General features: G+C 40.6%; 27 protein-coding genes. 17 read left to right on the forward strand and 10 right to left on the reverse strand.

What is annotated here, in order from left to right; genetic code table 11:
• Positions 1 to 18 precede the first annotated feature (18 nt).
• Positions 19 to 1704 (forward strand): GspE/PulE family protein, encoded by a 1686-nt coding sequence (locus Q7S11_03365; protein MDO8572777.1) that lies wholly within the window; start codon positions 19 to 21, stop codon positions 1702 to 1704.
• 404 nt (positions 1705 to 2108) lie between these two features.
• Positions 2109 to 3119 (forward strand): Holliday junction branch migration DNA helicase RuvB, encoded by a 1011-nt coding sequence (gene ruvB, locus Q7S11_03370; protein ID MDO8572778.1) that lies wholly within the window; start codon positions 2109 to 2111, stop codon positions 3117 to 3119.
• A gap of 106 nt (positions 3120 to 3225) precedes the next feature.
• Here ruvB and Q7S11_03375 read toward each other — a convergent pair whose 3' ends face one another.
• Together Q7S11_03375 and Q7S11_03380 are read right to left on the reverse strand one after the other, a co-directional pair.
• The gene (locus tag Q7S11_03375; protein ID MDO8572779.1) at positions 3226 to 3882 is read right to left on the reverse strand and encodes a cysteine peptidase family C39 domain-containing protein; all 657 of its coding nucleotides are present in this window, start codon (positions 3880 to 3882) and stop codon (positions 3226 to 3228) included.
• On the reverse strand, positions 3882 to 4721 hold the full coding sequence (locus Q7S11_03380) for a hypothetical protein (GenBank protein MDO8572780.1): 840 nt from the start codon (positions 4719 to 4721) through the stop codon (positions 3882 to 3884). The genes Q7S11_03375 and Q7S11_03380 overlap by 1 nt, the downstream gene beginning before the upstream one ends.
• Positions 4722 to 4930: 209 nt before the next feature.
• Here Q7S11_03380 and Q7S11_03385 point away from each other — a divergent pair, with 209 nt between their 5' ends.
• From Q7S11_03385 to Q7S11_03420, 8 genes are all read left to right on the forward strand, one after another.
• Positions 4931 to 5248, forward strand: coding sequence for a hypothetical protein (locus Q7S11_03385; GenBank protein ID MDO8572781.1), 318 nt, complete (start codon positions 4931 to 4933; stop codon positions 5246 to 5248).
• Between the two features lie 641 nt (positions 5249 to 5889).
• Complete coding sequence (locus Q7S11_03390) at positions 5890 to 6315, forward strand: hypothetical protein (GenBank protein MDO8572782.1); 426 nt, start codon at positions 5890 to 5892, stop codon at positions 6313 to 6315.
• A gap of 547 nt (positions 6316 to 6862) precedes the next feature.
• A complete protein-coding gene (locus Q7S11_03395) occupies positions 6863 to 7210 on the forward strand; it encodes a hypothetical protein (protein MDO8572783.1) in 348 nt (115 codons plus the stop codon).
• A 50-nt stretch (positions 7211 to 7260) separates the two neighbouring features.
• The gene (locus Q7S11_03400; GenBank protein MDO8572784.1) at positions 7261 to 7659 is read left to right on the forward strand and encodes a hypothetical protein; all 399 of its coding nucleotides are present in this window, start codon (positions 7261 to 7263) and stop codon (positions 7657 to 7659) included.
• A 331-nt stretch (positions 7660 to 7990) separates the two neighbouring features.
• The gene (locus Q7S11_03405; GenBank protein MDO8572785.1) at positions 7991 to 8434 is read left to right on the forward strand and encodes a hypothetical protein; all 444 of its coding nucleotides are present in this window, start codon (positions 7991 to 7993) and stop codon (positions 8432 to 8434) included.
• Positions 8435 to 8566: 132 nt separating this feature from the next.
• The gene (locus Q7S11_03410; GenBank protein ID MDO8572786.1) at positions 8567 to 9121 is read left to right on the forward strand and encodes a YebC/PmpR family DNA-binding transcriptional regulator; all 555 of its coding nucleotides are present in this window, start codon (positions 8567 to 8569) and stop codon (positions 9119 to 9121) included.
• 209 nt (positions 9122 to 9330) lie between these two features.
• Positions 9331 to 9828 carry a crossover junction endodeoxyribonuclease RuvC gene (gene ruvC, locus Q7S11_03415; GenBank protein ID MDO8572787.1) on the forward strand — a complete coding sequence of 166 codons (498 nt, stop codon included), beginning with the start codon at positions 9331 to 9333 and terminating at the stop codon, positions 9826 to 9828.
• Positions 9829 to 10101: 273 nt separating this feature from the next.
• Positions 10102 to 10242, forward strand: a complete 141-nt coding sequence (locus Q7S11_03420; GenBank protein MDO8572788.1) for a hypothetical protein — start codon at positions 10102 to 10104, stop codon at positions 10240 to 10242.
• 73 nt (positions 10243 to 10315) lie between these two features.
• Here Q7S11_03420 and tyrS read toward each other — a convergent pair whose 3' ends face one another.
• Positions 10316 to 11515, reverse strand: a complete 1200-nt coding sequence (gene tyrS, locus Q7S11_03425) for a tyrosine--tRNA ligase (GenBank protein ID MDO8572789.1) — start codon at positions 11513 to 11515, stop codon at positions 10316 to 10318.
• 108 nt (positions 11516 to 11623) lie between these two features.
• Between tyrS and Q7S11_03430 the strand changes: the two genes are divergently transcribed.
• Positions 11624 to 12472 (forward strand): hypothetical protein, encoded by an 849-nt coding sequence (locus Q7S11_03430; protein MDO8572790.1) that lies wholly within the window; start codon positions 11624 to 11626, stop codon positions 12470 to 12472.
• Positions 12473 to 12553: 81 nt separating this feature from the next.
• Here the strand turns inward: Q7S11_03430 and Q7S11_03435 are convergent, their stop codons facing one another.
• Positions 12554 to 13315: a slipin family protein gene (locus Q7S11_03435; GenBank protein MDO8572791.1), complete on the reverse strand. Its 762-nt coding sequence runs from the start codon at positions 13313 to 13315 to the stop codon at positions 12554 to 12556.
• A 155-nt stretch (positions 13316 to 13470) separates the two neighbouring features.
• On the opposite strand from Q7S11_03435, the gene Q7S11_03440 reads away from it, so the two are divergent.
• Positions 13471 to 16026, forward strand: coding sequence for a PBP1A family penicillin-binding protein (locus tag Q7S11_03440; GenBank protein MDO8572792.1), 2556 nt, complete (start codon positions 13471 to 13473; stop codon positions 16024 to 16026).
• Positions 16027 to 16093: 67 nt separating this feature from the next.
• On the opposite strand, the gene Q7S11_03445 is transcribed toward Q7S11_03440, so the two are convergent.
• The 3 genes from Q7S11_03445 to dnaA form a co-directional block, all read right to left on the reverse strand.
• A complete protein-coding gene (locus Q7S11_03445) occupies positions 16094 to 16357 on the reverse strand; it encodes a hypothetical protein (protein MDO8572793.1) in 264 nt (87 codons plus the stop codon).
• Positions 16358 to 16422: 65 nt separating this feature from the next.
• Positions 16423 to 17523: a DNA polymerase III subunit beta gene (dnaN, locus tag Q7S11_03450; GenBank protein MDO8572794.1), complete on the reverse strand. Its 1101-nt coding sequence runs from the start codon at positions 17521 to 17523 to the stop codon at positions 16423 to 16425.
• A 222-nt stretch (positions 17524 to 17745) separates the two neighbouring features.
• Positions 17746 to 19104: a chromosomal replication initiator protein DnaA gene (gene dnaA / locus Q7S11_03455; GenBank protein MDO8572795.1), complete on the reverse strand. Its 1359-nt coding sequence runs from the start codon at positions 19102 to 19104 to the stop codon at positions 17746 to 17748.
• 320 nt (positions 19105 to 19424) lie between these two features.
• Between dnaA and rpmH the strand changes: the two genes are divergently transcribed.
• The 5 genes from rpmH to Q7S11_03480 all read left to right on the forward strand — a co-directional run bounded on the left by rpmH (position 19425) and on the right by Q7S11_03480 (position 22092).
• Positions 19425 to 19559: a 50S ribosomal protein L34 gene (rpmH, locus tag Q7S11_03460; GenBank protein MDO8572796.1), complete on the forward strand. Its 135-nt coding sequence runs from the start codon at positions 19425 to 19427 to the stop codon at positions 19557 to 19559.
• A 104-nt stretch (positions 19560 to 19663) separates the two neighbouring features.
• A complete protein-coding gene (locus Q7S11_03465; protein MDO8572797.1) occupies positions 19664 to 20077 on the forward strand; it encodes a ribonuclease P protein component in 414 nt (137 codons plus the stop codon).
• 46 nt (positions 20078 to 20123) lie between these two features.
• Positions 20124 to 20363 (forward strand): membrane protein insertion efficiency factor YidD, encoded by a 240-nt coding sequence (gene yidD, locus Q7S11_03470; protein MDO8572798.1) that lies wholly within the window; start codon positions 20124 to 20126, stop codon positions 20361 to 20363.
• Between the two features lie 145 nt (positions 20364 to 20508).
• Positions 20509 to 21270, forward strand: coding sequence for a YidC/Oxa1 family membrane protein insertase (locus Q7S11_03475; GenBank protein MDO8572799.1), 762 nt, complete (start codon positions 20509 to 20511; stop codon positions 21268 to 21270).
• Positions 21271 to 21558: 288 nt separating this feature from the next.
• On the forward strand, positions 21559 to 22092 hold the full coding sequence (locus Q7S11_03480) for a R3H domain-containing nucleic acid-binding protein (GenBank protein MDO8572800.1): 534 nt from the start codon (positions 21559 to 21561) through the stop codon (positions 22090 to 22092).
• A gap of 74 nt (positions 22093 to 22166) precedes the next feature.
• Here Q7S11_03480 and Q7S11_03485 read toward each other — a convergent pair whose 3' ends face one another.
• Genes Q7S11_03485 through Q7S11_03495 form a run of 3 tightly spaced genes read right to left on the reverse strand, consistent with a single transcriptional unit; the run spans position 22167 to position 25021 of the window.
• Positions 22167 to 23465 carry a hypothetical protein gene (locus Q7S11_03485; protein MDO8572801.1) on the reverse strand — a complete coding sequence of 433 codons (1299 nt, stop codon included), beginning with the start codon at positions 23463 to 23465 and terminating at the stop codon, positions 22167 to 22169.
• Between the two features lie 23 nt (positions 23466 to 23488).
• The gene (locus Q7S11_03490; protein ID MDO8572802.1) at positions 23489 to 23854 is read right to left on the reverse strand and encodes a hypothetical protein; all 366 of its coding nucleotides are present in this window, start codon (positions 23852 to 23854) and stop codon (positions 23489 to 23491) included.
• Between the two features lie 15 nt (positions 23855 to 23869).
• Positions 23870 to 25021: a hypothetical protein gene (locus Q7S11_03495; GenBank protein ID MDO8572803.1), complete on the reverse strand. Its 1152-nt coding sequence runs from the start codon at positions 25019 to 25021 to the stop codon at positions 23870 to 23872.
• Between the last annotated feature and the right edge of the window lie 7 nt (positions 25022 to 25028).

Raw genomic sequence — 25028 nt, forward strand, 5'->3', positions numbered from 1 at the left:
AAGGTACTATTGAGTCAAATGGTGCAATTTGACGAAACAAAACAGAAAAAAAGGCTCGAGGAGTTGCGTAGACACGAGGAAGAACAGCTTATGCAGATGCTCTCTTCAAAATATGGCATTCCTTATATTGACCTCGCCTCCACCCCGATAAGTAATGATGCAATCACGCTCGTCACCGAAGAATTTGCTCGAGAAAACGGCATTGGATTATTTAAAAAAACAGGGAAAGACCTTTTGGATGTTGCTATTGTTTCTCCTAATAACGAAAATACAACCCGTGCGCTTGGCATTCTTGAAGAACGCGGTTATAAAATAAATCTCCACCTATCTTCACATGCGAGTCTGGAAAAAATCTGGGATCGTTATAAAGATGTTTCCCTCGCGCAAAAATCAGAAGCGGGTGTGTTTGATATTTCCCATGCCGGTGTAGAAGAACTCGCGGAAAAACTCCACAGCCAAGGAGATGTAGAAAAACTTATCACAGAAATTACGTCACAGAAGGGCATTCATCAAGTCTCGAAAGTTTTTGAAATTATTCTTGGTGGTGCAATTGCGATTGGTGCTTCCGACATCCACCTTGAACCGCAAGAAGGGGATGTGCGTTTGCGATACCGTCTCGATGGAATTCTGGAAGACGTTACGTCAATTGACCACCGAATATATAAACTTCTCATCTCTCGTCTCAAGTTACTTTCAGGACTTAAGTTGAATATTTCCGGCGACACGCAGGATGGTCGCTTCAGTATTAAACTCAAAGGAATCGATATTGAGATTCGTACATCCCTTCTCCCTGGCTCATATGGCGAAGGAGTGGTACTTCGAATCTTGAATCCAGAATCAATATCTGTTTCCCTTGAAAGTCTCGGCATGGAAGAGGATCTTCTTAAGGTGATTTACCATGAGATTAACAAACCAAATGGAATGATTTTGACTACCGGTCCAACCGGTTCGGGAAAAACTACTTCGCTCTATGCGTTTCTCCGTAAGGTATACACGCCGGAAATTAAGATCATCACCATCGAAGATCCGATTGAATATCACTTGAAAGGAATTACACAAACCCAAGTGGATACTAATTCAAACTACACCTTCCTCTCTGGACTCCGAGCCGCACTGCGCCAAGATCCCGATGTCATCATGATCGGCGAGATCCGCGATGGCGAGACGGCAAAAATCGCCATTAATTCAGCACTCACTGGTCACTTGGTGCTCTCAACCCTTCACACGAACAATGCCGCTGGGGTCATTCCGCGTTTAATCGACCTTGGTGTGAACCCGAAAGTGCTCTCCGCCGCACTCACTCTTTCAATCGCCCAACGTCTTGTTCGTAAATTATGCCAGTTTTGTAAAAAAGAAGATGCACCCAACGAGCGCGAGGTAAAAATTTTAACAAAAATTTTAGCATCCGTGGAAGAAAAGAAGCAAGGGAAAAGTTATCCATTGACGAAGGTGTGGCGCGCGGTAGGATGTGATAAGTGTAATCATACTGGGTACAAAGGTCGCCTTGGTGTATATGAGGCAATCCTCCTAGACGCAAAGGTTGAGAAAGTCCTTACACAAAACCCCAATGAACGCGATATTATTGAGGCATCAAAGGGACAGGGTATTTTGGATATGAGAGAAGACGGAGCGGTGAAAATTTCCACGGGCGTTACTTCAATGGAAGAAGTGGAACGAGTGGTAGATATGGAGAAAGATCTTTAAAAACCATAGAACGTAGAGCGTTGAACAAAAACACTCCAGCACATAAACCTCTAAGCAATTCTTTTGGCATTATGCCGAAAGTGAAGCACGCTTCAAAGGATAACCCCAGGAAATCTTCCGCAAGGGAAGGTACCAGAACGTCCTCGATGCGTACCATGGAAACATTGGCTGTTCAATTGTTTAGAGGTTTATATGCTGGAATCCCGTGTGAAGTTGTCGGTGTTCGATTGCCAAATTGTTGTATACTTATCTCAATGTTTGCTTTTGAAACATTGGGCAATAAAAACAATTACAACTTCTGACGGGACTGGAACAAAAAAGTAATTTTCCAAAAAATAAAAGGAAAGCTACTTGAGAATTTAGTTTTTTAAGAACTGCGTAAAGCATAGCATAAAGAGAAAAATATGTCAAGTGACCCCAAAAAAGAGCCTGTCGAAGCATTTCTTGACCAAACACTCCGCCCCTCTCGATGGGACGAGTATGTCGGGCAAGATAATATCAAACACAATCTAAAAATCCTCCTCTCGGCGGCAAAAGAACGCGGTCACCCGCCAGAACACCTCCTTTTTTATGGCCCGCCGGGCTTAGGAAAAACAACGCTTGCACATTTGATCGCCCACGAAACAGGAAGTCAGATGAAAACGACATCGGGACCTGCGATCGAGAAAGTGGGAGACCTTGCGTCGGTTCTCACCAACCTCTCCCCGGGAGATATTTTGTTCATTGACGAAGTGCATCGGCTCAACAAAATGATCGAGGAGGTGCTCTACCCAGCAATGGAGTCGGGAACACTCGATATCATCATCGGCAAAGGTCCGTCTGCGCGCACGATTCAATTAGACCTTCCCCCCTTCACGTTGATTGCTGCCACTACGCGCATCGCGCTTCTCTCTTCCCCGCTTCGCTCGCGTTTTTCGGGTGGTACATTCCGCCTCGAGTTTTATAACCCCGAAGAGATTAAAAAGATTGTAGAACGCTCCGCAAAGATTCTTGGTATTGATATCGTGGGCGATGCTTCTTCTGAAATTGCGAAGCGTAGCAGGTCAACACCACGCACCGCAAATTATCTCCTCAAGCGATGCAGGGACTTCGCGCAAGTACACCGCGGTGAGTTGGACAAAGAAACAGTGAGAAAAGCGCTTGCGCTTCTTCAGATCGACGAGGTGGGGCTTTCCGCACCTGATAGAAAAATACTTGAAACGATCATTGGTAAGTTTTCCGGCGGGCCAGTCGGCCTTTCCACAATCGCCGCCGCAATCTCGGAGGAAGAATCAACGGTGGAAGAAGTGCATGAGCCATATTTGATGCAGTTGGGGCTCCTTGAGCGCACCTCGCGCGGAAGAATGGCGACCCGCCGAGCATACGAACATCTTGGATTTGATATTCCGGAAGAAAACCAGGAGCGGTTGCTGTAGATATTGTTTTATTGTTCTTTACTGTATTTTAGAGGTTAACAAAAAAGCGGATCAGGTTTTCACCTCAATCCGCTTTTAACTACCGTACTAAAAATTTAACACTTTCTCACTTTATCAACTGCCTCTGCATTTCCGTAAATGACGGTGATGCCTTCACACCAGGCTGTTTTAGAAGTTTTTTCGCGGGAACCCCTTTAGTTTGTACCAAGATTAGCCCTGCGCCGGTTTTCGCTCGTACTCCTTTACGTTTTCCCCACTCGGACAAAAACTCGTCGCGCGAGTACTCTACATTTCCCCGAGATGGGTCTCCTAAAAGGACAATGTTTTTTTGTATTCCACGCACTACCGCAAAATGTCGCAACCTGCCTACTTCAAGGTATACGAGTACTGGTACAAAAGAAACCAGCCGCTCAAGCTCGCTGAATGTAAGGGTTTTCTTTGAGGTTGCATATCCAAGCGACTTGGCGAGCTTCTCCATTTCAAGAAGCGAGAAGCCGTTTTTCATAGTCTCCGCAAGCGACTCCTCGCTCGCATCCTTCATATATTTCTTGAGTAATGACGATTCGTCGTATCGCTCATCCCCAAAGTGCGTACGCATAATAGTGAGAAGTGAGGCAAGGCCACAGGAATTATCGAGACCTTGCTCCGTAATACCGCCAAATCGCACCTCGTCCCAAGTATGCGCGTCGTCGTCAGATGCATACGTGGGAACAAAAAATATGAAGAGAAATAAAATCCAGAAAAACCGTATCGGTTTTTTCATCAAAACCTCCAGTATGTTGTTACACCAAGCGATGTCTGCGGTGTATTTGTTCCCATACTCGTGTTCGTGGACACCACGATGCCAAAATCAGGCATGGTTTGATAAGCAACCTTAAATCCCATGCTCTGGTTGTCCCGTACCGCGCCAGTTTTTGGGTTGAGCGCTATCACGCCGTTTACTTCACCTCCCACCGAGAGCGCATGATTGAGAAAAAATCCCAGTCCAATAGTGTAGCCAAGCCCGTTCGCATTGCTCTCCCAATCGTGTTCCCACGCAAGTCCTCCCGAAACAAATGCTGGCCGTAAAACTTTGTTCAGGTTTCCTCCCAGAGAAGTATGCGTCTCATTGCGTGAGAGCTCATGCTTTCCACTGGGAAATGTTGCCGAAAAAATTGCCGTCGCGCTTATTTCTTTTGTGGGAAGTGTGCCGAGAATACGCACTGTGGTGTCTCCCATGCCGAACACCGTTTTCTTTGCAAGTACCGCGTCTGACGTTTCAGCTCTTTGCGATGTTGCCACGTATGGCACTGCCGCAGAAACTTCAATCCCTGCGCCGATACCACGGCTCGCAAATAATTGCGTGGTGAACGTCCGCGTACTTTGCCGTACTCCGAATGTTTCTTGACTGCTCGTTGCATACGCGACACCGATACCTACTTGCATTTCATTCGGCTTAAGTGAAACCGCGTCGTTTTTTCTGTAGAGATCATATACACGAGCAAGTTTTTGTTCGAGACCAAGCGCTTCAGGCTTGGCCTCTTCAACAACCTCTTCCGCGCATACCGAAGTTCCCATAATTCCGACAGATACTGCACACAAAATCGTAAGTCTTGCTTTCATTTCTTCTTCCTCTTGGTTGGTAAAGAACAATAAAAAATGAACTCCTCATGCAGTTCATCAACTTCCGACACAATACCTTATCTTTTAAACCCTGTCAATATTGACCTCAAGTATTACTTTGGGTACACTCTCCTTTAGATACAGATTACCGTATCTGGAAAGTAGCACCTTAACACCATAGATACCACCCACGACCCTAGGAGGTCATCATGCTGAAGAAGTTCCTGTCGCTGTTCTTGGCGGTCGTAGCTGTTTGTGCGATAGTTGTCTCAACACCAGTTCCCGCAAGTCCCATTAATACGGAACTCGCGGGAAATCCCACCGCAGCGATGGCGGAAATCGATAAGATCGGTCTTCCGCTATCGGATGAGCAAGCGGCGGAGATGAGGGGGGAGAGTTGGGCGGCTGCCCTAGTGATAGCATCTATTGCGTCAATTCTTTATGTGCACTATATGGTTTACACGGGACGTGGAGCATCCTTGAGTCCGGCAGGAATGGACCTCTATATGACATCCATCTCACCTTGAACACTACACAGTAGTGCCATTTATCGGGAGGCTAAAACTTTTAGCCTCCCGATTTTTTAAAATTAATTTTAAAATTTATGAAAACATTAAAAATAGGAGACAAGATCTTTTTTTGGGGCATATTTTTATTATCTTTAAATTTTACATTTAATCTATTTGTTTTTAATATTCTACCGAACCACACGGCACCGATATTACTCGTGTACATGGCTATTTCCTCTATATACTTATTCAACATCATTTTTTCAAAAACTATCAAAAATGTTCTTTTCTGGAAGTGGTTTTTTTATTCAGGAATCTTGATTCTCGTATATAAAGACCTGGTGGTTATGTATACACACACAATGTCTCCCGAAAAGGAATTGATTGTTGGTATACTTTTTATGAATGTTGTTTTCATGCTATTCTTATACGCAAACTATCTATATGTTTTCAGGCTCAAAAATATAAAAATGGAAAATGGAGAGAATTCCCTCATAATCACAAAACGGTTGCCGTAGTATTCCCAACTTTTCTCCTCGGCACACCTGTCAATATTGATTTCAAAAATTGCTTCGTGTACACTCCTTGATAGATACAGAACATCGTACCTGAAAAATAGCACCCTACAATACCAAACTCACGACCCTAGGAGGTCATTCATGCTTTTGAAGAAAGAGGTAGTATCTGTTGCAATAGCAGTTACCATTGCATGCACCGCACTTGTTCCTTCCTTCGTTTCCGCAGGTCCCGTCAACACGGAACTTGCAGGGAATCCTACTGCAGTGATGGCGGAGATCGAGGCGATGAATCTCATTCCGCTTTCGGACGCTGATGCGGCGGAGATGAGGGGAGAGGCTCTACCATGGGTGGTAGTGTACGGCATGTATTATACTGGGGTTGCATTGGGGATTGCTTGGTATAAACTTGCCCCTTACGCTCTCTCTTGTGCTAACAACTGCTCAAATCTCTACGATTTAGGTAGTGCATATTATGATGCGATAAGGACGCTCACCAGCACAAATCCTGGCAAGAGAAACTGTTTTTACTCTGGAACCGCGAACAGTACGCCAATGTACTGCAGTTAAACATCCATAGTAATATAGTTAGTTGCTTTATCACACCATGCATAATAAAATTTGCATGGTGTTTTTATAAGTTACCGAATGGGAATATACACCACCTTTCCATAGACAATAAGACATATAGAAAGCAAGATACACATAAATATTCCGATAACCCCTATCATTAAACGATGTTTTTTTTCAGATGGATTGTGAATGTATTGAATTTTACCCATGTAAAATATGAGTGCGACAAATGACCCAAAGATAATTGCAGCGAATAAGTTTGATAAAACAATGCGCATAAATTCATAATCAGTCATGTTAATATAAGTATATAGTATTTTAGATATTCTCCGAATAGTCTATTCAAAAAAATAATTGTAATCATACAACAATAGTTGCGAATTCAATCTTTAAGATTATGCATATAAAAAAACTAATTAGTCCAATGGAGATGGCGAAGGACCTAAATCGTAATATTGTTCAACGTTGGGAGATGGTCCTATATTCAATATTCTTTGCCCTCCCTTTGTTTATCAGTTTCGATTTGAGGATGTTCCACACATCCATGGATGATTCATTAATGTTCGCATCTTCTCTTGGGGGGAATATTTTTTCTATTGCACTTGCCATTTCTATTGTTCCATTTTTCGTCATCCCCGCGATTCTTGCATGGAGAAAAATGTCGATGGTGGTTTATGTGACATACTTTATATCTCTCAATATACCTATCACTATTGTCACGATTGGTGCATCAGGTGCTCTTGAATTTTTTTATGTAATAATAAATCAAACATTTAATGCACCGATCTCATTTACACATTTCCTTTTATCTTCAGCTATCGTTATGGCTCAATCCCTCGCTATGTCTTATTACATGCATCAGGCGATTCGTTTACAGCAACACAGGAAATAGAGACGGGGGGGGCCATTAAATGACTTTTTTAAAAATTAATTTTTAAACTTATGTTCTGGAAAATATTTGCTTGGGTAAACTTAATTATTAGCTTACCTATCTTTGCCACTGCGGTTTTTTCTGATATCTCAACCCTACGTTTAGTAGATATCGTTGTAGGTGTAGTTAATGACATCCCTTTGATGGTAGTACCACTACTGTTTGCCTACAAAAACTACGATGTTAAGTATTTTTCCAATGTCATTTTTTTAAAGGCAATTCTTGTTTTTACGATACTTTACAACGCAACTCACATTGTTAATGATTTAGTCAAGTATACCCTTACAAGCATCCCCGGTTTCTTATTTGATATGTTTTTTTATGCGTTGATAATTTTGTCTATAATATCTTTTGTTCTCTATATTATGGAAAAATACAAAATTCCTTTTCATCGCGTTTTTCTTAAATAAAAAGTAATGGGTTAGTCCTGCTCCCTTAACCTGTATATCCATTATTTTGGTATGCAGGTTATTTTTTAAAATATGTTTAAAAAAATATTTAAATCTTTTGTAAAAACACTTAGAGAAGTCATCATACTATCTGCCGCGCAAGTGCTTGTAGTTTTGTTTTTTTAGCCATTGATTCTCTGCTTCTAAAGGTTTTTAGAATAAATTTAATAGATATTGTTGGGGGTAATGTATTTTTTCTAGCTATCGCATTTATTATAAGCCTTGCTTGTACGGGATTTACCGCTATTTATATTTTTAATTTAAATAAATATAAAAAATAACTTTAAAACTTATGAAATTAAAAAGGGACGAAAAAGGCTTTTTTATAATAATGTTTTTGTTGGCTATAGATTTTTTTCTTGTTTTTTTTGTTAATCACATTCCCACACAAGGTGGCAAAGATTTTAATTTTAGTGAAATATCACCCTCACTTATTTATACAACTGTTTCCTCTGTGTATTTATTCAATATTATTTTCTTAAAAACAATAAAAAATGTTCAACTTTTGAAATGGTTTTTGTATGCGGGGATATTGATTTTTATACATAAAAATCTTTTTGTTGTGTATACATACCTCACATTATCTCCAGAAAAAGGAGTGATCTGGGGAGTACTTTTTGCGAATGTTGTTTTCATGCTATTTTTATACGCAAACTATCTATATGTTTTCAGGCTCAAAAATATAAAAATGGAAAATGGAGATAATTCTCTCATAATCACAAAACGGTTGCCGTAGTATTCCCCACTTTTATCCCTGGTATATGCACTTGGCGGTCAAACCACCAAGTAAGGTAAACAAGCCTTATTTGCTTTTCCCACTAAAAACTATAAACTGACAGCTATAAGCCTTTTATATTCGTAAACAAAAATGTCCGGACATAATAAATGGTCGCAAATAAAGACGAAGAAGATGGCGACGGATGCCAAAAAAGGTAAGATGTTTGGAAAACTTGCCCGCCTTGTCGCACTTGAATCAAAAAAGGCGCGGGGCAACGTGAACGCCCCAGGACTTCGCACGGTGATCGAAAAAGCAAGATCGATCAATATGCCGAACGAAAACATAGAGCGTGCGGTTAAAAAGGGGGCTGGCGGTGATGCGGGAGAGATGGCAGAAGTTCTCTATGAAGGATATGGACCGGGCGGGGTGGCAATTATTATCGAAGGACTTACCGACAATAAAAATAGAACTTCTGCGGAAATAAAACACTTGCTTTCAAAACATGGAGCGAGCTTGGCGGCGCAGGGCGCGGCAAGTTGGGCGTTCCTACCTGCGTCGCGGCAGGCAGGTGAAAAAACATCAGAAGGATTTATTCCAAAAACTTTTGTCGAACTTTCAAAAGAAGACGGTGAATCGCTTGAAAAACTCCTTGATGAACTCGAGGACAACGATGATGTGCAGGAGATTTACACGAATGCGAAGTGAGTTTGTAAAGTAGAAAGTTTATAAAGTTAGAAAGTGGACACAAAAACCGAAAAAATCCTATAAAGTAAGAAGTTTTTAAAGTATGTTATAACTATATACATGCAAACATCTACGTCTTTATCACTTTAAAAACTTTATGGACTTTACTAACTTTGAACTATTTGGTGACTTTATAACTTTATGGACTTTACTAACTTTCAACTACTCTGATGCGTGTCCTTGCTATAGATCCAGGTTATGAACGACTGGGTATTGCGGTGCTCGAAAAAAAAGACGGGAAAGAAATTTTGTTGTATTCCGACTGCTTCAAAACATCTTCAAAACTTCCCTTTGAAAATCGCTTGATTCTTATCGGTGAAGAATTGAGTCGAATCATTGGTGTGTATAAACCGGAGGCGCTTGCTATTGAGACGCTCTTTTTCAACAGCAACCAAAAAACTGCGATGCGCGTCGCGGAAGCGCGCGGAGTAATTATATACGCTTCCGTTTCGCGAGGGCTTACTTTGTATGAATACACGCCACTTCAAATCAAGATTGCTGTCACGGGATATGGAAAAGCTGATAAAGAACAGGTATCATTCATGATACAAAAGCTCTTGGGATTAACAGGCGATGCGCGACACGACGACGAAACAGATGCGATTGCTGTAGGAATTACCTGCATTGCTTCACGGGGTATACAAAACAGTAAAAAGGATTTCTTGTAATTCAATGGGCTGAAGACATGCAGGAGACAGGGTTTGTTCACACGTTATCCACACCATTGCAAGAGACATATTGTCACATTAATCATATTCTGATACAAATATGCAAGAATGTGGGTGGGTGGTATGGTTGAATATAAATCCTGTTACTACTTTTCCCATTTTCCACGATATCCACAGATAGATATTGCGAGTTTTGTTTATTAAAAGTAGTTTATTGAGTACTAGAATACCTGGTCGTTTTTTAAATAATTACAAATTATTTGTTATAAGAATATGGCTAAACGGAATGATGATTTCACGAGTGAAGACGAGAAGCTCGAAGACGTAGACCCTGAAGATGTGGATCTTGCTCTCGGCGATATAGATGATGAGGACGATGAAATTGAGAGTATGGATGATAGAGACGATTTGTAGTCTGTTTTAGTAAACACCCCCTTTGTTTTTAATCAAAGGGGGTGTTTACGTTTTGGGAGGAAAAATTGTTCTTTTATTGTACGGCGATTTTTAAAAATCTTTTTTTGCCAATCTTAAAGATTCCATTTTGTTCTATTTTGAAACTTTGGTCTTGAATTATTTCTCCTGTTTCTGTGTTTTCTACAGCACGCTGGTCTATGAGCCTTCTCCATTCTGTTTTTGATGCCACAAGACCAAGCGCGATTACGACTTCACGCAACACTGTTCCTCGCACAACTACTTTTTCCTTGAGGTCGGTAGGCGCTCCGCGTTTTGCGAACGTGTTTATAAAATCGTTTCGTGCCTGTAGGGCTTTCTTTCCTCCGTGATACAGCGCGGTAATTTCTTCGGCAAGTTTGAGTTTCGCATCGCGCGGGTTTACGGTGTTCCCCTTGAGAGATTGTTCTATTGTCTTCACTTCTTCCATTGATACTCTCGTGCAGTGTATAAAATATTTTACAATAAGAGAGTCGTTCAAACTCATGACTTTGCCAAACATGTTTTGCGGTTCATCGAGAAGATCTATGGTATTTCCCCACGAGGAGCTCATTTTTCGCCCGTCCGTGCCTTCGATAAGATTCGTCATGAGAATATCTTGCGGTTTCTGTTTTGAACGCTCCTGAAGCCTCCTTCCAGCGAGCATGTTGAACTTCTGGTCAGTTCCCCCTATTTCAACATCTGCCTTAATGGCGACGCTATCCTGTCCCTGCATCAATGGGTAGAGAACTTCGCGAAGCGAAATGCGTGAACCAGACTCAAGACGTTTTTTTATATTCTCCCTTGAAATGAAGTCGGCGAGAGAAAACGCATCTGCCTGTTCTCCGATCTCGTCATACCGAAGTTTGCCGAGCCATTTTGAATTGTAGTGAATCTCGAGATTTTTTGGCGAAAGGATTTTTTTTGCTTGAGCGATGTACGACTTCATGTTTTCTTTCACTTCTTTTTTGGTGAGCATCGGTCGTTCGCTGTCCTTATCGGATGTGTCACCAATCACGCCCGTAAAGTCCCCCACAATAAATACGATGGTATGTCCAAGATTTTGAAAATCTCTTAGTTTCAAAAGAGAGACAGCCCTTCCGAGGTGTATATTAGAACTCGTCGGATCAATGCCGTATTTAATACGAAGTTTTTTCCCTGATAAAAGTTTTGCGCGCAAACTATCCTTTTGAATAACTTCGGCAACACCACGTTCGAGAATTTCGTCGATTGTTTTTTTGTCAGTTACAATAGCCATATAGTGATTACTGTACCACACAACGGCTGTTTTTTAAATTCCGCCGCGCTGGGTGACCTAAAGCAATACGTGTATGTGTTTATTGGTCTATTCCGTAATTAGTAAAATTTGTCTAAATCTAATACAATGAGATTATCTGTGGTGAACAAATCAACAACTAGGTTAAATCCCAAAAAACGCTATTTACAGGTGGCATTGAACGGCACACTTGAAGACGCTCATGAAATAATCAGCAGCTTGCCAAAAAGCGACCGAATTATTATTGAAGCAGGAACGCCACTTATAAAAAGATATGGCGAGTACGGAATTCGCCAAATTCGTAATTGGTATGAAACGCATCTGTCAGGACAAATTTTAGCACCCGTGGCTATGGCTAATGTATCGGCGAATTCCGTACTTTCAACATTATTTCAATCGGCACTTTCTAGAACAGCAACCGCTCAAAAATCAACCTCGCAAACCATACAAAGTGATGAATTTTTTCCTTACATAGTTGCCGACTTGAAAACAATGGACAGAGGAGAAACGGAGGTTGAAATAGCCGCGCGAGGCGGAGCAAGTGCCGCGATTGCTTTAGGAAGTGCGCCAATAGAAACCCTTAATTCGTTTGTGGAAAAATGCGAGGAGAACGGCCTTGACGCGATGATTGACATGATGAATGTCGAATTTCCTTTGTCTGTTTTGCGCGCACTAAAAAAGGTTCCCCCAGTCGTTATTATCCACCGAGGCGTAGACGAGGAAAAATTTAATCGAGAAAAACAAATCCCTTTACATGAAATCCGCCGAATAAAGGGAAGCTACAACATTATGATCTCTATTGCTGGGGGCGATACCCTTCGCGAGGTGGAGCGGTCATTTTTTAACGACGCGGATATTGTCGTGATTTGGAAATCAGTATTTCAAAAGACGGACGACACGGTCGCCCTCATCGAAGGCTTTTTGAAAGAAATAAAGTAGCGTTAGGAACCACCAAGTAACTGATCTAATTTTTCTCGCACAATATCATTAAAGTCTGCGGGCATGTTTTAAATACTTTATTTATTTCTTGTCCAAATATTTCGAGAGACTTTTTATTCCTTCAAAAAATTCTATTGGCAAAGCAAAAATAACCGTTTTGGAAGGATCGGGATTTATTTTCTCTATTGTTTGTAGGGTTCGCATTGAAATACCGCCCGGCGTACTGCTTAAGACACCCGCCGCTTGAGCAAGTCGCTCTGACGCCGCAAATTCTCCTTCTGCCTTGATGATAACTGCTCGACGTTCACGTTCTGCCTCCGCTTGCTTTGCCATGATGCGCTTCATGTCCGCTGGAAGTTCTATATCTTGGATTTTAATATCAGTAACTAAAATGCCCCAGGACCCCGTTGCTTCCGCAACAATCTTTTGGATTTCTTCGGCATTTTTTTCTCTTTCTGACAAAAGCGAGTCAAGTTCAATACTGCCGATAACATCTCGAAGTGCTGCCTGTGCGTATTGGGAAACCGCGAGCGTGTAATCTTTTATAGTCAAAACAGCCTGCTCGGCATTTTGAACTTGAAAATATACCACCGCATTAATACCAACGGGAACATTGTCCTTGGTGATAACTTCTTGTTGTGGGATATCAGTAGTGGTAATACGCAAATCAACCTTGGTCATTTTCTGAATTCCAATCAGAATCCACGTCAAACCAGGCGTTCGCGTTCCTGTGTATTTACCGAGAGTAAGCACGACTCCGCGCTCATATTGATCAACTATCCGGAGTCCAAATAGGACAAGGAAAAACACGAAACCAATTATCGGCCAAATTAATGTTTCCATAGTGTTTTTATTATAGCACAAGCCCAGAAAGCACAGTGGATCAAGCCCTGTGGATTTTCATTCTTTTTTAGCATATCATACTCCAACTAAACCAGTAAACGATTCCCCCCGCACGCATTAAGAAGTGAGGATGTTTCATGATATAATTCTTCTATATGTCAAGGAAAAAATCTGAAACGAAACGGGCGCGAGGGATTTTTCGTGTTCCCCCGCTTAAAACGTTGGGGCTCTTTTTTTTAAGTTTGGGATTTTTTTCCGCGGGAATTATTGCTATTTTTATCGTGACCATAAGGGTTCCTGATTTTAGATCGTTTGAGGAGCGAAAGATTGTGGAATCAAGTAAAATCTACGACCGAACAGGGAAAATTCTTCTCTATAGCATCCAAGACACCACCAAAAGAACTGTCGTTCCTCTTGACCAAATATCTCGTTATGTTAAAAATGCGACGGTGGCAATAGAGGACGCCGAATTTTACCAACACTTTGGAATCAAGCCCTCTTCAATCATCCGTGCAATACTCGCCAATATCACCACAGGAAGCTACGGGCAGGGTGGGTCAACGATTACCCAGCAGGTGGTAAAAAACGCGCTTCTCACAAAAGAAAAAACCATATCGCGAAAACTTAAAGAATGGGTCCTTGCGGTTAAAATTGAAAAAATTCTCAATAAAGAACAAATTCTTACTCTGTATCTCAACGAAGCTCCGTACGGAGGAAACATATATGGTGTTGAGGAAGCATCACTCGCTTTTTTTGGTAAACATGCGAGCGAACTTGATCTTGGAGAGTCCGCGTACCTCGCCGCACTTCCTCAAGCACCCACGTTTTACTCACCATATGGAAACCACAAAGACCGTCTTGATGAAAGAAAAAAGTTGGTTCTTTTAAGGATGCGTGAATTAAGTTTCATAACCGTTGAAGAATTTGACAAGGCGATTGCCGAAAATATTACTTTTTTACCCCAGGAGACGCATGGTATTAAGGCGCCACACTTTGTGACATGGGTAAGGGAATATCTCGCAGAAAAATATGGGGAAGAGGCACTGACGGGACTCGGGCTCAAGGTTATCACAACCCTTGATTACGATCTTCAAAAAAAGGCCGAGAGTGCTGTAGAAACATTCGGAAATGAAAACGAGAAAAAATTCAATGCAAAAAATGCCGGCATGGTAGGAATCGACCCACGCACCGGAGAGGTGTTGGTTATGGTCGGGTCGCGCGATTATTTCAATCGAGAAGCTGAAGGTAATTTTAACATCGCCCTTGCACATCGTCAGCCTGGTTCTGCGTTTAAACCATTTGTTTATGCGGCAGCGTTTGAAAAAGGTTACACGCCGGAAACGGTGGTGTTTGACCTTGAAACAGAATTTGATACACGGTGTGATACAAACGGAAAACCCCTTAACTCTGCCACAGATCCAAAAGTTTGCGACAGACCGGGAAATTATGACAATGTATTCCGTGGTCCCGTGACTCTCCGAAACGCCCTTGCTCAATCAATCAACATCCCCGCCATGAAAGTTCTTTACCTTGCGGGAATCAAAGACTCAATCGAAACCGCCAGAAAGATGGGTATTGAAAAACTTGCGGGAGAAAATCAATACGGCCTCACTCTTGTATTGGGAAGCGGAGAAGTTTCTCTGCTTGATATGACGAGTGCCTATGGTGTGTTTGCAAACAATGGCGTGCGTAATCCCCATCAGGGAATATTGCGGGTTGAAGATAAGGGTGGCGCGGTGCTCGAGGAGTTCTATCCTCGCTCAACAGAGGTTCTTTCAAAAAACGTGGCGCTTCAAATCAGTGATGTGCTTTCGGATAATGTGGCACGTACTCCAGCATTCGGGGCACAATCGTATTTATATTTTCCGGGAAAAGATGTGGCGGTAAAAACAGGTACTACCAACGATTACAAAGATGCTTGGATTGTTGGTTATACACCCACATTTTCGCTCGGTGCATGGGTTGGAAATAATGACAACACCCCGATGGAAAAAAAGGTGGCGGGATTTATTGTTGCGCCGATGTGGAACTCGTTTATGAAAGAAGTTTTGAGCGACCCTGATTATCAAAGTGTTGTGTTTGAAAAACCGGTGCTAAAATACCCGACAACACTTAAACCAATTTTACGCGGTATTTGGAAAGGTGGAGAAGCTTATACTATCGATCGTATTTCCGGAAAGCTTGCAACAGAATACACACCAGAGGAAACAAAAGAGGAGCGCATTTTGACGAATGTCCACGAAATCCTTTACTGGGTTGATAAAAATAATCCACTCGGCCCCCGTCCGGAACATCCTGAAGGTGACCCCCAATTTTCTTTATGGGAAAAGCCTGTGAGGGAGTGGGTTGCGAGACAGGGTATTGGTGAACAATCAAGAGATATCATCCCGAAAGAGGTTGATGATGTTCATGGACCGGGATTCTCGCCAAATATTACCGTGGTATACCCCAACGATGGCGCATCGTTACATGCTAGTGGAAAAGTATTTGTAAGTATTAACAGCGCAGGAAGATTCCCTCTTGCCCGTGCAGATTTTTTTGTGAATGACATATTTATTGGATCTTCAAACAAAGATCCTTTTGGTTTTTCTTTTATTCCCAACGAGATAGATGGTATGAAGCCACAAGGAAACACCCTTCGTGTTGTTGGATATGATTCGGTTTTTAACACGAGTTCGGTAAGTGTTTTGTTTGGTATAAATAGTGATTAAACAAAACAGTCCATTCGTTGTATCCGCAACAAGACTGAGGAGGATTACGGCATCCAATAAAGATTTGTTATCGGATATCAGTGGGAGAATTATTCCCCAGTTTTTCTTTTAATGCTTCGAGGATTTGCTGTTTGTGTATAAAAATTACTGATTTTACTCCAGGGCTTTCATTGATCGAAAGGATGTTATTTTTTGTGGAGATTTTTTCTAGATTTACCATTACCCCCGTTTTTTTATGTATTGTTTCTATTATTTCTTTTTTTATTGTTTCATGTGATATCGCAAGTCGTCGCCATTTATTAAGAAGGGTGGATAGTTTTTGAAGTTCCATACTTTATTAAGCTTTTAGCTTCGGAAGTTTTTGAGTGTCGAGAAGCTGGTGAAAATTTTTCTTAACTATTTATTAATCGGCATCACTAAATAAAGAAATGAGTTATCACCGAGTCCCCTTATGGTCATAGGTTTATTTTCTCCATTAAACTGCATAACAACACTATCTTCTTTGATAAACTGGAGGCAGTCAAGAATATATTTATTATTAAATCCTATCTCAAGAAGATCTCCTGAAAGTGCAGCATCTATTTTTGTCATATTTTCTCCGACGTCCGCGTTTTGTGTGTTAATCTCAAATAATTTATCTTGGGGGTGAATAACGAAGTTTGTTTTATGGAACTTATCTGAAAAAATATTACTTACCTTGAGTGCGTTTATAAGGTCTTGTTTGAGCACAATAATTTCGGTGGTATATGTCTTAGGGATAATTTGTTTATAGTCGGGGAAAATTCCATTTATGATTCTTGAGGTTATATATACACTATCGTAATACATAGAAAGTTGGTTTTTGTTTGTGTGAATAGTTATGTCTTCATTGGTATTTTCAATAATTCTCACTATTTCAACGACATTTTTCAGTGGAATAATAATCCCAGGAAACTCGTTTGTTTTTTTGTTTTGTATTTTTTTCTCGGCAAGCCGAAATGAATCGGTCGCAGTAAATAATATATATTCCCCCTCTGTGTGGATGAAAACACTTGCGATTTCTGGTTTTATATCAGAAGATGAAGCGCTAAATAACACGGATCTTAATCCCTCGGTAAGTTTTTTTGCGGGTATTATCACGGGTTCCCCTTCCTTCACAACAGGAAGTGTTGGAAAATCATCTGGTTGAAAACTTTTTATTGTTGTTGACGTGTGTTCTGTGGAAAGAAAAAGATTGTTGTTTAATAAATCGATGGATATGTTTTTTGCATCTTGTAAACCAGTAAGTGTATTGGATAATATTGACCCGGGAACAGATATGGTTCCCTTTTTTTCTACTTTCGCTGGAATCTCAAATTCCACACCAATATCAAGATTTGTAGCGCGAATTTTTAATGTCTTTCCTTCGCTGGTTAATAATATTGATTGAAGAATGGGAAGTCCTTGAGATCTTCCGGTAATCTTTTCCGCAAGTGAAACTATTTCTTTTAATTTATCCTTCACGCATTCTAACTTCATATATATGTTTATTTATATTAAAAATATATTATATATACTATCCCTGTGTATATGTTGATAAATCAAAAATATCCTTTCCCTGTAATCCATTTTTATTTTTTATATGTGTATAAAATGTTATTTAAAAAAACACACTGTGGGTAGTAAATAAAAATTCCATCGCCTATACATTTTTATTAACAGTTATTTTTTTAAAATACACACCTTGTAAACACCCCTACACTACAATATTCCGCGAATCTGCTCTATTTCTTGTAATAAAAAATTATCATGTTTAATATCATTTTTTATTTTTTCACAAGAGTGAATCACTGTGGTGTGATCTCTCCCACCAAGTTTTTGACCAATAGAAGGGAAAGAAATATTAAAATCTTCCCGCAAAATATACATAACAACCTGACGAGGCTTCACTACTTCTTTCCTTCTCGTTTTCTCATAAATAGTTTCTTCTTCGATGTTATAAAATTCAGCAACAGTTTTTATAACATCCTTGATAGAGACCGATTTTCTTGGTTTGGCGCTGTTTTTAATAAGCACCTTGATTTCATTGAGGTTTAGATACCTGTTTTTGAGTTGAGATTGGCATATTACAAGGTTTAATACACCCTCAAGGTCCCTAATGTTCCCTTGTATGATTGACGCAAGATACTCAAGAGTTTCGTCGGGGGGTGAAAAGTTACTTGTTCCTGCTTTGGATTTCAAAATCGCGAGTCGCGATTCATAATCCGGTGTTTGTATGTCAACAATCATTCCTGCGCCAAATCTTGATTTGAGACGATTTTCAAGATCAGGAATGTAGGTTGGGTGTTTGTCTGAAGAAAAAATAATTTGTTTATTGTTGTCGTATAGGGTGTTAAATAAATGAAACAATTCTTCCTGCGTCTTTTCTTTGTTTGAAAGAAACTGAATATCATCCATGATTAAAATATCATACTTTCTGTATTTTTCCTTAAAACCGTTTACTTTATTTGCCTGAACCGAATTTATATAGTCAATCGAAAATTTTTCAGACGTAGTATAGTGTATTTTTTTCCCCACCCCCATTTTTTTTACATAGTTTCCTATTGATTGGATGAGGTGTGTTTTACCCAATCCCGTTTCTCCATAAATGAAAAGCGGATTATATGCTGTACCAAGTTTTTTTATGACTGCCTGTGAAGCCGCGTGGGCAAGTTCATTAAAGGGACCAATAATGAATGAGCTGAATACATATCTTGGATTCAGGTTATCCTCTTTATCTATATATAAATCATTAAATGAAGGAAGTGGTGTTCCTATGGGTTCGCGCAGTTCTTTGTGGGTACCCTGGGCGCTTTCTTTTGGAGGATGATCGTCTTTGTATACAATATACTCAAGGCCACGAGTCCCTTCCTCGGTCACACGAAGGGCCTTGAGGATAAATTTGTGGTATTTATTAAATAACCAATCTTTTACAAATTCATTGGGAACTCCTAAAAAAACTGTTCCGCTGTCACGCTTTATAATATGAGTGTTTTTAAACCATGTGCTAAAATTTGCTTTCGATACATTCAACTCAATCTCGACGAGCGCATGTTCCCAAAGTTGTTTGTTATCAAGCATAGATAGATTTAATAGTTTCGTGCTTGTAATTATATACTTAATTAACAATTGTAAAACTTACCAAAAAAAGACAGATATGTTCATAAGGTGTGCGTAATGTGTGGATATTGTACTCGTCTATTAAAAAACAATCAACCCCCTATAATAAGCTTACCCCCCGTATTGATTCAATATTCTTTATTATCCCGACCATGGGGACTTGAAAATTTATTAGAGTGATGTACAATGAGCCCGTAAGTAAGTACCATCAAGGTACATTGCTTGTTTGTGGAAGGACGCAAAAAATAAAATTAATCATCTTCATGCAATAAATAAATATTATGTCCAGAACATATCAACCCAAAAAGAAGAAACGACAAACAACACACGGATTTCTTGTAAGAAAACAAACAAAAGGCGGAAAAAATGTTCTTAAAAGAAGGGCGAGGAAAGGAAGAAAGCGCCTCAGTGTGTAATACTAGTAAATTAGGCCCTAAATGTTGGGGGTTAAGGGAAAAGCTACCCCTGTTATTGCGTTGAGTGTTCTAATCTGCCTAGCGCCTAATATCCAAAACTCCTCATGCTTCCACAAAAAAGAAAGGTCGGTACAGAGCTATTTCCCCTCATAATAAAAAAAGGTAAAACTATTTCCTCCGACCATTTTTCTTTCAAGTTTTCACCACTTCCCGGAATCACAGAAAGTAAATTCTCCTTTGTTGTTTCAGGTAAAATATCAAAAAAAGCGACAGAGAGAAACTTACTCAAACGACGCGGATATAATGTTATTAAAAAAAACAGCGCGTTGAAAATAATTCCCGTGGTCGGAGTGTTTTTCGCTAAAAAGGGTTCAACGGCGTTGTCTTTTTCAACACTTGAACAGGAAATAAATAACTTACTCCTCAAAGCATTTGCCTGCGCGCCGCCTGATCGCGAGCCTGTCTGCCGTGACTTCGGCACAGGCAGGCGCCATGGCTTAGGTAGGCGGATTATTTAGAACACAACACACATCTCTTGTGTAATTGTGTTTATGAAAACACAAAATGAAGAGCGCACTCATTGCAATCATTAAGTTCTATCAAAAAACAATTTCCCCCGATCAAGGATTTTTGCGTCGGATACAGGTCACGAGAACAGGAACATGTGTTTTTTACCCAACATGTTCGCAGTACACCATAGAAGCAATCGACAAATATGGAGTTTTGAGGGGGACCATTATGGGCGTGCGAAGAGTGCTTTGTTGTCATCCTTGGCAGAAAAATAACATAGACCCTCTTGTGTAACCGGCTTTACCCCAACACCCATGGTGGTGTTAGGGCAAAATTTCGTCGCATTCAAATTTCTTAAAAAAATTTTAGTAGGAGTAAGGGACACCACTATGGGTGTGGGGGTTTACAAGACGGTAGATAACGTACTAAAATACAAAGAATGATCTCACAAACTTTTAACACAATCTTTTATCAACCACTGTATAATGGGTTGGTTTTTTTGATTTCCCATGTTCCTGGTGCAGATGTGGGTATAGCGGTTGTGATCCTTACATTGCTTGTCAAAATCATTATTCTGCCTCTTTCTCACAAATCAGTCGCATCTCAGGCAAAAATGAGAAGCATAGAGCCTGAAATAAAAAAAGTTAAAGAAAAACACAAAGACAAACAAGAGCAGGCGCGACAAGTCATGGACTTATATAAAAAGCACGGAGTAAATCCGTTCTCGGGGTGTTTTTTAATGCTGGTACAACTTCCCGTTATTTTTGCGCTCTATTGGGTGTTTTTTAAAGGACTTGCACACAACATAGACCAAAACTTACTATACTCTTTTGTTGCCGTTCCTGAGCAGATAAATATGCACTTTTTGGGGTTCATAGATATGGCCAAGAAAAACATATTCCTCGCGGCACTTGCAGGGATTTCTCAATATTTCCAAATGAAACTTTCCATGCCACCAATTCCTGTCGATATTGGTGAAAAAAAGAAAGGAGATATATCGTTTAAGGATGAATTTGCCAAAAACATGAATGTGCAAATGAGATATATGTTGCCGGGGATTGTTTTCTTTGTCGCGTATTCCATTTCTTCAGCAGTTGCTCTTTATTGGCTCGTGAGCAACCTCTTCTCAATCGGCCACGAGCTTATTGTAAAAAGAAAAGCACTTCAAATTGTCCAGGAGGGAAAAGCAGTATCATTCTAACGGAATAATTTTTCTCAAATTACAGGGTTAGTTACATCTCAATTTCTCACACCTACAGCACTCGTGGGAATCCTCTGGTGTTTGTTTTCCCTTCCTACCACCTGCCTACCAACAGGCGGGCGGTAGACAGTTACTGCGGGACTGACCCATAGAAGTTGTTGTGGTTTTATCGCCAAATCACACTACATGTTTCTTCGGGGGTGCTTTCGCGAAATTTGGGCAATGGTTATGATTACAACTTCTGATGGGGTTGATAAAGACGCTTCTCACTGATATATTACACAGTGCATGGACACCGAAGCTATAAAAAAAACCATCGAAGAAATGCTCTCTCTACTCGATGTATCATACGAGTTGACTGTTGTGAATGATGAAACTACAGGGACGGTTTGTTTTCAGATAAAAACGGGAGACCCCCAGATTCTTATCGGGCGCGATGGGATGCATCTTGCGGCGTTAAGTCACGTCATAAAAAGAATTTCAGATAAGGCAACCCTGCCTGCGCCTGCCTGTGCGTATCCGCACGCAGACAGGCCGGGCGTAGCACTGCAGGCAGGCACCAACAGAAAAGAGCAAACCTCCTTCGTGATTGATGTAAACAATTATCAAGGGAAAAAAACCGAAGAACTTAAAAGTATGGCTTCAATGCTTGCAGAGCGAGCACGATATTTTAAAAGTGACGTAGAAATGAACCCCATGTCTCCTTATGAACGCATGATCATTCACTCTATTTTCTCCAATGTAAAAGATATTAAAACAGAGTCAGTGGGTGAAGGCAGGGGGCGGCACGTAGTAATTAAATATATTGCCATTGAGGAATAAGATAAAGCTTCACCAGCTTCCTAGCTTCAAGAGCTTGAAGGGAGCAACCTTAAAAGCTAACGAAGCTTAAGAAGCTACTGAAGCTCAGATCCTACTAACTTGAGACTCCATGGCGCGGAGTCTTTTTTATTGACGAACAAAAGAAATAATTCATCGGGGCTTAAAGAGAGTTTGGTCACATCAATTGATTCACCGGCAACTTTTGTAGGATTAACAAGAATTGTCGTGATTCCCGTTGCGGTGTCGATCATCCACATATCATCGGAGAACGATACAACTCCTTGGTACCAAAGGTCAGGTAAACTTCCAGAAGGAGGTGTTTGCGGGACACCGCAATATAAAATTCCTTTTTTGTGCTTACTCCACACACATTTGTCAGGAAGTGTAGTAAGTGAAAGTTTAGTTTTCGTATCTTTTGTTACATTGTATACAAAAAGATTGATACCATTGTTGCTACTTTCCGAATAGAGAACTTCTTTTCCGTCCGGACTGGTAAGCGTGGTAAGGCCATTGATTCCCCCAAGAGCCTTGGATGTCTTTCCGGTTTGAGCATCAAGGAAGTACATATACCCAGGAACTTTTTGTGACGGCTTGGTGGTGAGTGTGATAAGCTTGTCGTTTGGCCAAAAGGATAACCATTCTTTAAGCGGGGAATCTAAAAGTTGCACCTGCTTTTTGCCATCAAATCCCACCGTGATTCCTACCGAAGAATCACCCGAAGGAAGAATGTAAAACATTCGGTCACCTTTTTCTTGTGATATAGCAACGTCACTAATCTTTTCTGGCAAAAATACACCATCAGATTCAACACGCTTCCCCTCTTCTGTTGTTGTGGCATTTTTTATATCACGTAGCACCATCGAATATGTTTGTACCGTGTCGTTATTATCACCATTTAAATATCTAATTACTACCCCATTCCCTGAATTACCCCATAATGCCTCATAAATTTTTAGACGAGTCTCGTTTGAAATTCGCGTTTCTTTAAGGTCGAACATATTGGTTTCATAAATATGACCAAGACCGCGTTCTATGTAACGCACCACAACGTCTTGCGTTGTGGTGCCGACTATTTTTTTTGTAAACGCGTAAACGCCTGCAACAGGGGAGTTGTGAAGTTTGTGTAGCAATGATATTTCCTGGTTACCTTCGCCAACGATTATTCCCCCACTTGCTTCTGGATTATTTATAGGAACAACGGTGCGATTTTCTGCACCATTTCCGAATGGAAGAAACGTCCTTATCTTTTCTCCCATTACACCTCCACCATTACCACCGTACACAACCCAACCCAATATACTGATTGCAACAACAACGATTGCAACAATCGCGATAATAATTATTTTTTTTGTTTTGTTATTAGTAGTTTCCATAGTCAATCTTTTTATGTCTCTTGTTAAACGAGACTTGGGTTAATGGTGTTGAGAATAAGCCACGAAAGAAGCGCAAGAAGAAGACCCATAATGGCATTAGTAATTTTGTCTTTCGCGTCACTTTTCCCCGAGGGTGACATGCCACTCCCTATGTATTGTATCCCGCCAATGACAATCATAAGCACCGCGAGTACCCCAGCAAGCCCAATACCAGTTAGAAATACCGCACGCAAATAGGTGGACAGAGTCGGAGCACTACCTGCAGCAACGCCGGGAATTGATTCCAGGAGAGCATATGCAGAAACAATGCGTGCGCCAAATAGAAAGAGAAACGCACTCAAAAAACCAACAGATTTTTTTAGTATATTTTTTTGCTTAGTAAGATTCATAATACAGGAGAAGTGTTAAAATAAAGATTCGGTTTTACTGTAGCGCATCATAAACGAGCGTGATGCGTTCTCAAAAATATTTTCTGAATTTTTTACTGAAAGATTAATCCTCGAAGAACCTTCTGATGGAGATTCTTTGCGAAGTATAATTGAAGATCCAGATTCATTGGCAATACTTTTTCCGTTCTGTGCCCATTGGTAGACAAGTTTTCCGGTATTTTTATGTGTTTGTGAAAAAAAGAACGGTTCTCCTCGGAGTGCAATCTCATCATTTAAAAGAACGACTTCTTGGAGTAATGCATGATCGTACATAACGCCCAAAAGAGGGTTGTCTTCATAAAATTGCACTAAGGGTGAAAACGCTTTTATATAAAATCTCTTTTTTGAGCGAAGCGTATTGTTAAGACTCGAAACGTCCACGTCTATGGGGCGTTCAAAACCAATCCCATCTGGAGCTGGTGTATAGGCGTAAGATTTTCCATATCCCTGGTTAAGGATGGTTCCGTTTTGTGCTCGCCAAATATACACCAAGTTTTTTTCAGAAACAGTGTTCTTGTTGGTGTCAATAAAATTAGGCAAGGCCACAATTTTTATTTCGCTCTTGGGTGAAGGGAGTGCTTTTCCTCGATAAAACGGAGGAGTATAGGAAGAGGTTTCCCAATGCATCTCTAGTTCTATTGGTGTGACGGACACATTTTTTGATATAAAAAGACCTTCGTGCGTGCTTATGCTGATCGCGAGAGTGGTTCTGACTCCGGCGTTTTTTGTTCGAATTGTTTGTTTTATAACACCAAAGCCCGTTGCCAACGTTTTACCTCCTGATTCCCATGTTATTTTTGCGCGCTGAAGGTCTGTTTGATAGCTGATAATCTCCACCGTGACATCTTCATTAGGACCAGGATATTCAGGCGTTATTTTTACTTCCACAGACTGAGATATTTGCGCATTAACAAGCTTTTTTTGCAGAAGAGCAATCTCTTCCTCGGTCGCACCGCGCACAATTGCTTCTTGGATTTGTTTTACAATACTAGAAAGCTCCGCATTTGTTGTTTGCGCAGAACTCGCCCAAGGAACTGCAAGAAAAAACGTAATCAAAAATATCAAACCACCATATAGGGCGACTCGCGCTGATACCATTTTCGTACCCGATATTCCAAAAAATCTCATCAACTTA

Source organism: bacterium, assembly GCA_030648955.1.
Taxonomy (GTDB): domain Bacteria; phylum Patescibacteriota; class Minisyncoccia; order Phycocordibacterales; family JAUSHB01; genus JAUSHB01.